Annotated in this window: 8 protein-coding genes; 7 read left to right on the top strand and 1 reads right to left on the bottom strand. The window is 55.2% G+C overall.

All coding sequences use genetic code 11. From position 1 onward, the window contains the following. Positions 1 to 58 precede the first annotated feature (58 nt). The 7 genes from VHE34_RS08280 (at position 59) to VHE34_RS08310 (ending at position 9,995) form a co-directional block, all read left to right on the top strand. Positions 59 to 1,513: a M48 family metalloprotease gene (locus tag VHE34_RS08280; RefSeq protein ID WP_325586617.1), complete on the top strand. Its 1,455-nt coding sequence runs from the start codon at positions 59 to 61 to the stop codon at positions 1,511 to 1,513. Between the two features lie 2 nt (positions 1,514 to 1,515). After that, a complete protein-coding gene (locus VHE34_RS08285; RefSeq protein ID WP_325586620.1) occupies positions 1,516 to 3,084 on the top strand; it encodes a DUF6770 family protein in 1,569 nt (522 codons plus the stop codon). A 20-nt stretch (positions 3,085 to 3,104) separates the two neighbouring features. Then, the gene (locus VHE34_RS08290; RefSeq protein ID WP_325586622.1) at positions 3,105 to 4,145 is read left to right on the top strand and encodes a serine hydrolase domain-containing protein; all 1,041 of its coding nucleotides are present in this window, start codon (positions 3,105 to 3,107) and stop codon (positions 4,143 to 4,145) included. Between the two features lie 98 nt (positions 4,146 to 4,243). Then, entirely contained in the window at positions 4,244 to 5,047 is an 804-nt protein-coding gene (locus VHE34_RS08295) for a carboxypeptidase-like regulatory domain-containing protein (protein WP_325586624.1), read from the top strand. Between the two features lies 1 nt (position 5,048). Continuing rightward, positions 5,049 to 5,861, top strand: a complete 813-nt coding sequence (locus VHE34_RS08300; RefSeq protein ID WP_325586626.1) for a carboxypeptidase-like regulatory domain-containing protein — start codon at positions 5,049 to 5,051, stop codon at positions 5,859 to 5,861. 10 nt (positions 5,862 to 5,871) lie between these two features. Continuing rightward, positions 5,872 to 6,729: a carboxypeptidase-like regulatory domain-containing protein gene (locus VHE34_RS08305; protein ID WP_325586627.1), complete on the top strand. Its 858-nt coding sequence runs from the start codon at positions 5,872 to 5,874 to the stop codon at positions 6,727 to 6,729. Between the two features lie 137 nt (positions 6,730 to 6,866). Next, positions 6,867 to 9,995: a DUF2723 domain-containing protein gene (locus VHE34_RS08310; protein ID WP_325586629.1), complete on the top strand. Its 3,129-nt coding sequence runs from the start codon at positions 6,867 to 6,869 to the stop codon at positions 9,993 to 9,995. A gap of 55 nt (positions 9,996 to 10,050) precedes the next feature. On the opposite strand, the gene VHE34_RS08315 is transcribed toward VHE34_RS08310, so the two are convergent. After that, positions 10,051 to 11,202, bottom strand: coding sequence for a hypothetical protein (locus VHE34_RS08315; protein WP_325586631.1), 1,152 nt, complete (start codon positions 11,200 to 11,202; stop codon positions 10,051 to 10,053). Positions 11,203 to 11,239 lie beyond the last annotated feature (37 nt).

Consider the following 11,239-nt stretch of genomic DNA (forward strand, 5'->3'; position numbering starts at 1 on the left):
GCCACGCTCAATATTTTCCCCATTTTGCCGTTATCCATCGAACCTATCTGTAAACTCGATGTTCCGCGCCAAAATCCACTTATCCGCCTGCGCCATCACCCTGCTGCTGGCCATCGGTGCCCATTCCCAATCCCTGTACTCCTATCAGGATCTCTCCCACTTCTACTACGGCAAGCAACGCGACTCCCTCAAAAAGGCCTGGGTATGCCCCTCCTCGTTCAAGGACAAAGCCGCCCAGAAAAAATACAAGGAGATCTGGGACGCCAGGACCGACGGCATCACCGGCGCCATCAACAACGACGATTATGTCCATGACAACGAAGTGTATGACTACGTCGATGCCATCGTCCGCCAGATCGCCGAAGCCAACCGCCAGCTCGTTCCCGAAAAACCCTTCCTCCTCATCGATCGCAGCTATTCGGTCAACGCCTACGCCGTCGGCGGCAACCTCCTGGCCGTCAACCTCGGCCTGATCACCTTCTCGACCACCCGCGAAGAACTGGCCCTCGCCATCGCCCATGAGATGTCCCATAACATCCTCCATCATGTGGAGAACGCCATGTACCAAAAGGCGGAATGGCTCAGCTCCGACGATTACAGGCAGTCGCTCAACGCCGTCCTGGATTCGAAATACGAACGCCTCTCCCGCCTGAAGAAGGTCCTTGAAGGATACACTTTCAGCCGCAGCCGCCACCAGCGTTATCACGAAAGCGAGGCCGATTCCCTGGCGATCATCCTGCTCAGGAAAAGCAACATCGCTTTCCAGGCCAACTATTTCCTCCACCTCGACAGCGCCGACCTCGAATACCAGCAGCCGCTGAAACATCCCATCGCAGCCTTCTTCACAGCCTATCATCTTCCCTATGAGGAGACCTGGACGCAGCGGCGGGGCCACGGTCTCTCGACAAAAGCCTATTCCTTCTCGGACACGGGCAAGCTCGCCGACTCCCTGAAGACACACCCCGACTGCGTCGATCGCTACGCAAAAACAAAAAGCCTTACCACCCCCAACGCGCATTACACCGCCATCCCAGCCGCCATCCAGGATAAGGCCAACAAAATGCTCCTGTGGAATATGTACTCCAACGTCGACCTCACGCCCTGCCTCTATCGCATCCTGCTGATAAAGGATAAAGGCAACACCGACCTCTGGTACGACTTCATGCTCAGCAACATCTTCGCCGGCCTCTACTACTCCGATCGTATGCTCAATCGCTTCAACGCCATCGGCGTCGTCCCAAAAGAGGTCATCTCGAAACAATATTACGCCCTCCAGACCCTGCTCGAACAGATCCCCCGCGACAACCTGAAACAAGCCTGCCAGACGCTACAGGACGGTGGATTCTGGAAGAATATGCCTTCCGTTGAGAAAGATCTTAAATCCTTTGTGTTCACTCTCGCCCTCGACCCCGACGACTCGGACAAGAACAAGTCCCGCGCCGCCCATCTCTTCACCAGCGGCAACGCCAACAGCATGTACAACGAACTCGCTCAAAACTTCGAAAAGAAATAACTATGAATCCCTTACTCCGGATCCTGGCCCTGGCCCTGCTGACCACCACGGCCGCACAGGCCCAGACAAAAGTGTTTAAAGCCGTCACGGACGACATGTCCCAGGACTTCGAACCCATTATACAGGACGGCAACCTCGTCGGCTACCTCGTCTTCACCCAGCTGGAACGGGCCAGCGCCGACTCCTTCAACTACCGCATCGAGATCATGGACGAGAATCTCAACGACATCGGCTCGGTCAAATTCCGCGAAGAGAAGCTTAACCTCAAAGCCGTCTCCTTCGACCAGGACGTTCTTTTCCTGGCCTATGTAAAGACGAATTTCGTCGGCAGGGAATTCAAGAATGAAAAGGAATTCCGCAACTTCCGGTATGATTGCAAGGCTGCCCTCTTCAGCCAGTTCCTCGGTCTCAACGGCAAGATCCTCAGCTCCATCAGCACGCCGATGAATATCGAGCCGGATTTCGCCTATGCCGCAAACAGCAACCGCAGGGTGATCGGCAACGGCCGGCTGAAACACAATATCCAACTGCGCAACATCAGCGGCAAAGGATTCGCCTGCTTCTATGGCGACGACAGCAAGAACGACCTGCTGGTCTTTGGCGCCTCAGGAAAGCTCCTTTGGCAAAAACAGGTAAAGGAGAATGCCGATGACTTCACCCTGCTTACCTCCGGGACCGAGATCTCCCTCCTCGTAAAAATGAAAGAGGAAATGAAAGAGGGCGGATTCCAGGTCCTTAGCTACAACTCCGTCGACTCTACCGCCTATCCCAAATTTTTGCTCAAAGACAAAAAAGGGAACGCCCTCAAGGTCCTGGCCTTCGATAATGACCCCGTCAGCGGCAAACCCTACCTGGCCGGCCTCGTGATCGATCCCCAGCGGGGCAACCACTATGGCACCGGCCGCGCCGTCAGGCACGGTCCCTACACGGGGGTCTTCTCGATCAGTCTCAACGGTCATACAAGAAAAGATATCCAGGCCTCCTTCTCCTACTGGAACGACGGCTCTCAATCCTTCATCGACAAAACGGGCTACCTCCCGCAAGCCCATGAATACGCGTACATCGAGCGGGCCTTTAAGGACTACCAGGGCAATACGATCTTCGCCGCCTGCGGTCTGAAAAGCCAGGTCCGCTGGGGCTCGATTGCAGGCGCCGTACTCACCGTGTGGACGATCTATGGCGCTCCCGCCTTCCTGTATGGAGGAACGAATAAGTTCGCTACACGCGATGTCCTCCTCTTCAGACAGGATGCCTCCGGAAAGCTCGACCTTGCAACGACCGTCCCCGCTCCCCGCAGCAGCTACGGATTCGCCACCTCCCCCGTTTCCACCTACAACCCGAACACCTACTATACGGTAAAGAACTCCGACACCCGCACCCAATACCTCATCATCGATAAGGCAAAGGATATCGACATCTATAATATCAATGAGAAAAAAGTGGCGCGCACGATCCCCCATAAAGAAGGAAACAATAGGGTCGCGGTCTTCCCGGCAAAAGAGGGTTATGTGATGGTCTACGAATTCAATAAAAAAGAAAAAACCACTCGCCTCTCGATCGAAGCATTATAAAATAGTACTATCTTCAGAGTATGAGAACCATTTCGGCCCTCATCCTCTTACTTACGACACATTTTGCATACCCCCAGCCGGCCCTCGAAAGCCGGCTGGATTCGTTTTTCCACCAGCAGTCCCCCGCACAACCCGGCTTCGTCCTGTCCATCGAAAAACACGGCCAACCCCTCTACTACAACACCACGGGGCATGGCCTCGATTCCACCACCAACTTCCGCATGGCCTCAGTGACCAAACAATTCACCGCCATGGCCATCCTCCTGCTGGAAAAACAAGGTGCCCTCAGCGTCGACGATCCCATCGGCCGCTGGCTCCCCGAACTTCCCCTCCACGTCGGCAAGACCATCCTCATCCGCCACCTGCTCACCCATTCCTCCGGCCTGCTCGACTATGAAAACCTCATCCCCGTAACCCAAACAACCCAGGTCCTCGACGCCGATGTCCTCCGCCTCCTCTCCACCCACGACTCCACCCTCTTCCCGCCAGGCAGCCGCTTCCGCTATAGCAACTCCGGCTACTGCCTCCTCGCTCTCATCATCCAACGCGTAGCCCACACCTCATTTTCCAACTTCGTCGCAACAAATATCTTCCTCCCCCTGCACATGGACAGCAGCGCCGTCTATATCCCCGGCGCCCACATCCCCCGCCGCGCCATGGGATATCCCAATGACCAAAGCGTCACCAGCGCCACAAAAGGCGACGGCGGCGTCTACACGTCTCTGAATGACTATGCAAAATGGACCCGGGCGCTACAGCAAAACAAACTCATCAACCTCCCAACCACCCTCAAACGCCTCCGCTTCCCCATCAATCCGACTAGCTACTATGCCGCCGGCTGGTTCGAATACGCCAACCCTCCCCTCATCCTCTTCCACTCCGGCAGCACCTGCGGCTTTTCCAACTTCGTCATCCAACTCCCCGCCGATGAGCTCAGCATCGTCTTCTTCTCAAACCTCGCCGACAACCAAAAACCCTTCGAAACCATCAACCGCATCCTCAAAGAGACCAACTTCGCCGACCTCGAACCCATCTTCCACCTGCACGATCTTACCCGCTAACAACACGCCTATCCGGGAATACACACGCCTATTAAATCTCGCCCCCATTTCACACACATCTCCTTAACTTCCCTCGCCAAATCCCTAACCTGTCTCTTATGACCCTATTCCGGTTATCCCTGGGCTGCCTGATCCTGTTTGCCCTTAGCTGTCAAAAAAAGAATATCCCCGGTCCCGCCGGCCCCCAGGGCCCCGCCGGCGCCAACGGAGCCGATAATCTTCAAAAAGGCCCCCTCCAGGGAACCGTGATCCTGTACGATACTCTGGGCAAACCCCTGGCAGATAATAGTGGCGCCACCATAACTCTCGAAAATACCAATCCCCTTGTTCAGGCCACCAGCGCAGCCGACGGCAGCTTCACCATCGTGGCCAACGAAGGCTATTACAATCTCTCCATCCAGAAGCAAGGGTTTGGGACCATGCGTTATCTTCGCATCCTCAACACCGGCACACCAACACCAACAAAGCTCGGCGCCATCTCGGCGTCCCAACTCATGCCCTCTGGCTACGACATCAAGTCCCTGAAGATTGATAGCAGCATCCAATTCGGCCAGCCCTACCTCAACTTCACGGCATTCCTCGCAAATCCCCGCCACCTGGGCAGCGATCTGCTGATCATCTATATGAATGATTCCACTGGCGTCGCCAGCGGCCACAACAAATTCGCATGGATAGATACATGGACCCAAATCAACGATTCTATCCTTACATACGCATCGTACCCATGGGAATTGGCCCAACTCTCCGGAAAGTTCACAAACACCTCCAATCTCTATTTTAGTGTCGCAATAATAAATCCGGCATTCAACATTTACGTCGATGAACAGGGTAATTCAGTCGCCTCAAGCGCCGCCAAAGCATCGCCCGAAGTGATCGTAAACAACGCCCAACACAAATTCTAGTATGCACCGCAATCCTTTCCCCAAACTCCTTTTCCTTACTTTGCTCCTGGCTGTAGCCGCAGGTTGTACGAAACAAGCCGAGGGTATTCCCGGAGCCACAGGAGCCGCAGGCCAGGCAGGCGCCAATGGCATAGGTGTCAAATCCAGCGCCATCACCGGGTATATCGCCCTGCTTGACCCATACGGAAATCCCTACCCATACTCTCCGAACGTCGCTATATCCGTTCAAAAAGGCGATTCCTTCCTGAGAACAACCACGGACAGCACCGGCAAATTCTCCCTCCCGGCACTCCCTCCCGGCAACTATAGTATTCACGTGACAAAAACCGGCTTCGACTCACTGGAGATCTTCGTCCAGCACAGCGGCGGCGACGAGGCCAAGTTCATCGGCTCTACAAACCTCATCCAAACCCTTTCCACAAAGATCACCGGCCAGACCCTGACCGTTCAAGGTAATACCAACCTCATGATCACAACCAGCTTCACCCTTGATCCCGGCGCCAGCAGCGGGTACCACGAACGGGATTTCTTCTACTACTTCTCTCATTCCAAAACCGTGTCCAGCAGGAACTTCGATTATGCATCGGGATCGGGTCAGGGGGTCATCGGCAACCAGCTCATGGAAAGCTATCCTCTCATCAACCTCACGCAAAATGCAACCAAACCCTTTCATACGGGCGACACCGTTTGGCTCAAAAGCATTATCTATCACCCATTTTCCATCGAATCCTATTATTTCGATTATACCAACAACATCGGTGTACGATACCCTTTTCTCGGGGATTCCACATTAAACTGGTTTCAAATGCCATAACCCACGAAAAATGAAAAACAACATATTTTACCCGGTCCTTCTTCTTACCTTCCTGTCCTGTACAAAAGACCAGGGCGTACCCGGTCCCGCCGGACTACAAGGCCCAGCCGGCGCAACCGGCAAAGGGTCGGCCACAGATACAGCCTCCATCTTCGGAAAACTGGATCTGGTCGACGAATTTTCTGTTTTTCAAAACGATGGCTCCCACGTCGTGATTACACTCAGCAGCGGCTCACAACAACAAACACAAACGACCGATGCAACTGGCCATTACATTTTTCCGGGGATAACTACGGGAACCTATGATCTCTCCTTTGCAAAACCCGGTTACGGCACAATGAAAATTTTCGGGCTGTCTCATTTTGGGGGCGGCACGCTCGGCACCCAGGCAGGATATGTACTCCTGGAGCAGATTCCGGTAAAAACAGCACCCGATACCTTTATCCTCGTCTCAAACAGTCCTACCACCGCCGGCTTCGACCTGCGCCTCGACACCTCCTCCCTGACTTATCAGCAATTCAGTGAGAATATGATCGTATTCATCAGTAAGAACAAAACGGTCGGCCCTACAGACTACATGACTACCATGGCGAATCAGTTCATTATAGCCAATCCCGACGGCATCGGCGGCTACACCATAAATTTTAATAAGTCGAATGTTCCAACCCCTACGACTCCAGTCACGCCGGGGGATACCCTCTATGCTGTAGCATACACCTACAACCCCTGGGTACACGACCGGAATAACCCACAAAGCAACGGCTTCGGCGGTTACGGCAGCAGCAGTTACTATATCGATCCTGCCACCGGCAAATATGTCTACCCCAATCTCAGCAAACCCAGCAACATCGTAAAGTTCGTCTACTGATCACCCTGTAGTCATTCAATACAATCACTGTATCAAAACCGTACAACCCCCAACCCGCGCGCATCCTAAACCGTTGATCCTCCACCCACTGGCAACCGGCACCTTCTTTGGTGCAAATCTCTGCACAACAAATTCTTATGAAGGGACTCATCGCCAGAAACAACTTCCAACGGGTAAACCTCATCACCGGCTGGATCGTCGGCCTCATCGCCTGCACCGTATTCATCCTCACCATGGAACCCACCGGCAGCCTTTGGGACTGCGGCGAGTTCATCACCAGTTGCAACCGGCTCGAGATCCCTCACCCCCCCGGCGCACCACTCTTCATCCTCATGGGCCGCTTCTTCATCATCCTCTTCGGCGATAACCCCCACACCGCCGCCCGCGCCGTTAACTGCATGAGCGCGCTCGCCAGCGGCCTTTCCATCCTCTTCCTCTTCTGGACCATCACACACTTCGCCCGCAAACTCGTAATGCAACCCGCAAACACCGCCGCCAACCCAAATGCAACTGCCGCAGAACCCAACAATCACCAAACCATCACCATCCTCAGCGCCGGCGCCGTCGGCGCCCTCGCCTACACCTTTTGCGACTCCTTCTGGTACAGCGCCGTCGAAGGCGAAGTATACGCCTCCTCCGCCTTCTTCACCGCCATCGTCTTCTGGGCCATCCTCAAATGGGAACAACAAGCGGGCAAGCCGGGAGCCGACAAATGGCTCATCTTCATCTTCTATATGATGGGCCTCTCCATCGGCGTCCACCTGCTCAATCTCCTGACCATCCCCGCCATCGTCATGGTCTACTATTTCAAACGCTACCGGCCCACCCTATGGGGCGCCATCGCAGCCTTCCTCATCGGCTGCACCATCACCGGCTTCGTCCAGGTATTCGTCATCCAATATACCATCAAAGGCGCCGGCGCCTTCGACGTCTTCTTCGTCAACTCGCTCAACCTGCCCTTCTTCAGCGGCTTCACCACGTTCTTCGTCCTCCTCGCCGCCGGCATCGTATTCGGTATCCGCTGGGCCGTGAAAAGAAACAAATATTATATAAAAATTGGCCTCTGGGGCGTCGCCTTTATGCTGCTCGGCTATTCCACCTATATCACCACTATGATCCGCAGCAACGCCGACACGCCCGTCGACATGTACAATGTCGACAACCCCATCGCCCTCGCCGGCTATCTCGGCCGCGAAACCTATGGCGACTGGCCCATCCTCTACGGCCCCGATTTCACCGACCCCGCCCCCACCGTAGAGGCCGGTAACCAGTACGAAAAAGGAGATCACCATTACGATATCGCCGGCAAGAAATATGCCCAGGACTGGTCCCACGCTCCAAACGCCCACTTCTTCCCCCGCATGTACAGCAGCGACAACACCCGCAACGAGATCGACACCTACAAACGCTTCTCCGGCATGAGCGACGGCGACAACCCCACCATGGCGGATAATATCAAATACTTCCTTAACTACCAGACGAACTGGATGTATCTCCGGTATTTTATGTGGAACTTCGCCGGTAAACAAAACGACGTCCAGGGCTACGGCAACGCCCGCGACAGCAACTGGGTCAGCGGCATCGGTTTCGTAGACAACCTCCTCTATGGCGACCAAAGCAAGATGCCCGACTCCATCCACAAGAACAACAAATCCTACAACCGGCTCTTCCTGTTGCCCCTCCTGCTGGGATTCCTCGGCCTCTTCATGCAATATCGCCGCAATCGCCGCGACGCCATCGTCACCGGCCTCCTCTTCTTCTTCACCGGCTGGGCCATCGTCCTCTACCTCAACCAGGCAGGCCTTCAACCCCGCGAACGGGACTATGCCTTCGCCGGCAGCTGTTACGTCTTCGCCATGTGGATCGGCCTCGGCGTCATCGGCATCCAGCAGCTGATCAAAAAATTCGCAATCCGTCTCCCCCATACCGCAACAGCCTGGTCTGCCGCAGCCCTCTGCGGGATGGCCGTTCCCGTCCTCATGGCCTCCCAGGAATGGGACGACCACGACCGCAGCAAAAAGACCCTCGCCCGCGACCTCGCCGTCGACTACCTCGAGTCCTGCCCGCCCAACGCCATCCTCTTTTCCTTCGCCGATAACGACACCTACCCCATCTGGTACGCCCAGGAGGTGGAACATGTCCGCCCCGATGTGCGCGTGATCATCAACACGCTCTCCGGCACCGACTGGCTGATCAATTCCCTACGGTATAAGATCAACAACGCAGCGCCCGTCGACCCACTCTTCACCGCCGGCCAGATCGCAGGCTCAAAAAAGGAGATCGTCTATTTCACCGATCGCGATCCCGGATTCAATAAAGACAAATACTACGATCTCTACGATACGTTTAAAACAGTCCTCGCAAACGACGATCCCCGTTATATGGTTCAAGCCGAAAGCGGCATGCAGCTGAACACCCTGCCCACCCGCAAATTCACAGTCCCCGTCGACGCCCGCCTCGCGCTGGCCAATGGCGCCGCCCACCCCGGCGAGACTATCTCTCCCGAGCTCCATCTCGACGTCTCTCCACAAAAGAACTACCTCCTCAAGAACGAATTGACCATGCTGGCGATCATCGCCGCCAACCGCTGGCAACGGCCCATCTGCTTCACCATGCCCGGAGAGATCAACGCCCTCGGCCTCGGCAAATACGTCCGCAACCGCGGTCTCGCCTACGAACTGACCCCCGTGGAGAACAGCCGCGTCGATAACGACGTCGCCTTCAAACACATCATGACGAACTTTCAATACGGACACGCCGGCACGCCCGGCGTCTATTTTGACGGCGACAACCGCCGCGAGCTAAATCTCATCAAGCTCACCCACGCGGAGATCGCCGGAAGCCTCGTCGCCGCCGGCCGGAAAACAGAAGCCCGCCAGGTGCTCGAACACTATGACCACAATGTAGATAGCAAGAATTTCCCCTATGGCATCACCGGCAACTCGGGAAACCTCGACAACTCTTACTCGCTCTACTTCCTCCAGACCTGCTATGCAGCCGATGACCCAACACTCGCCGCAAAGGTCGCAGGTGAACTCAAAAAAGATTTGCAGCAACAAATGCGATACTACCAGTCGAGAGGAGAAAGCATGACCGACGAACGGCTGGCCATCAGCGCCCAACAGGCGCTACAAGGAAAACAAAATAATTTATCGGACAAACAGATCGAATTCGCGCAGGATATCCTGTCCAGCTACCAGCTGCTGTTACAAATAAACGAACTCGAACGTCAAAATGGCCGCGAAAAAGCCTTCCTCAAAAACTAGGCTTTTTCGCGCAAACCGCTAACGTCTGCCCTTCGGGCGAGCCGCTTCCAGCGGCTCATAAAGCATCCTTGACCAAACCGTCGATGTAGGCGTTAAAATGTGCCTCATCGACACCCGTGACTGTCCGTAGCGCAGCGAAATAATTGGCATCCCCGGCCTGTTTCGGCCCACAACACAACAGCGGAAGTGAAGCAGCAAACCCATGCTCCTTCTCCAGCCGCTGCACGATGAGCGCATTGATGATATAGGAGATCTTGATGATCTTCGGCGGCGGGATCACGTTGGTCCCGTCCTTATATAAGGCCAGCCAGTCCGCGTCAGGATGAGAAGCCCGGTAATCCTTCATCAGCTTCAAAATATCTTTCCAATCGTAAGTGACCCAGCTCCCGCCATACAAATAGGCCATCCCCTCATCCACCGGCCGGTTGATCACCTTGGTCGACACCGCCCGATGCAGCTCCCCATGCCACATATCATGCATGCTGATCGTGGAAAACCCATCCTTCCACACATTCCCGCAAACGATCACCTGGTGCAAACCATAGTCATTGGAAACATCCGCATACCCAAACCCGCCAAAGCTGGACATATAATCGATCCCCACCAGCTTCGCCGCCTCCATGAAATTCCCGCAACAATAAAAATCGATCACCGGCTTCGCGATCTTCAGCCGCTGGTCATACGACTCCACCAACCGCTCGAACTCGGCCGCCTTCCGGAAATTGATGGTCGACGGGTAATGAAAAGTGCAGCAACCGATCGTCTTTTGTTTCCAGCTCGCCGTATGCTCCGCCAGCGGCGACGAGACAAGGCACCGGCCCCCCTCCCGCCGCGCCAGCACCGTACAACAGGCCTCCAGGGACGGCGTATCCTTATGAATACTCATATAATTCAACTGGATCTGCCAGTGCACACTGTCTAACGGCGTCACCCCACCCAGCCAGCACTGTCCCTTTAACCTCCGAAGCTGACCCGTCAACACCGCCATCGCCGGCCGGTCTTCCTCGGCCACATACCGGTTAAGACTATCCGGTCCGCTCACCGCTTCCAGCCATCCACGCAAGCCGTCAACAAGCACGGAATCCCCCTCAGGCAATCGCACTCCCGACGCCACACGCAGTCCGCCGGTCTGCGCAAAGACGCTCACGTCAAAGGCAGCCACAAATACCAGCAAGGATAAAACAGCAGGAAAGGTTATTTTTTTCATGGTTCCTAATCTACAATTTTTTATGGAATCCTCCCGG

Source organism: Puia sp., assembly GCF_035546395.1.
Lineage (GTDB): Bacteria > Bacteroidota > Bacteroidia > Chitinophagales > Chitinophagaceae > Puia.

Bases quoted from the DNA above. Each gene is read 5' to 3' on its own strand.
- VHE34_RS08280 (WP_325586617.1), top strand. From the start codon at position 59: ATGTTCCGCGCCAAAATCCACTTATCCGCCTGCGCCATCACCCTGCTG.
- VHE34_RS08285 (WP_325586620.1), top strand. From the start codon at position 1,516: ATGAATCCCTTACTCCGGATCCTGGCCCTGGCCCTGCTGACCACCACG.
- VHE34_RS08290 (WP_325586622.1), top strand. From the start codon at position 3,105: ATGAGAACCATTTCGGCCCTCATCCTCTTACTTACGACACATTTTGCA.
- VHE34_RS08295 (WP_325586624.1), top strand. From the start codon at position 4,244: ATGACCCTATTCCGGTTATCCCTGGGCTGCCTGATCCTGTTTGCCCTT.
- VHE34_RS08300 (WP_325586626.1), top strand. From the start codon at position 5,049: ATGCACCGCAATCCTTTCCCCAAACTCCTTTTCCTTACTTTGCTCCTG.
- VHE34_RS08305 (WP_325586627.1), top strand. From the start codon at position 5,872: ATGAAAAACAACATATTTTACCCGGTCCTTCTTCTTACCTTCCTGTCC.
- VHE34_RS08310 (WP_325586629.1), top strand. From the start codon at position 6,867: ATGAAGGGACTCATCGCCAGAAACAACTTCCAACGGGTAAACCTCATC.
- VHE34_RS08315 (WP_325586631.1), bottom strand. From the start codon at position 11,202: ATGAAAAAAATAACCTTTCCTGCTGTTTTATCCTTGCTGGTATTTGTG.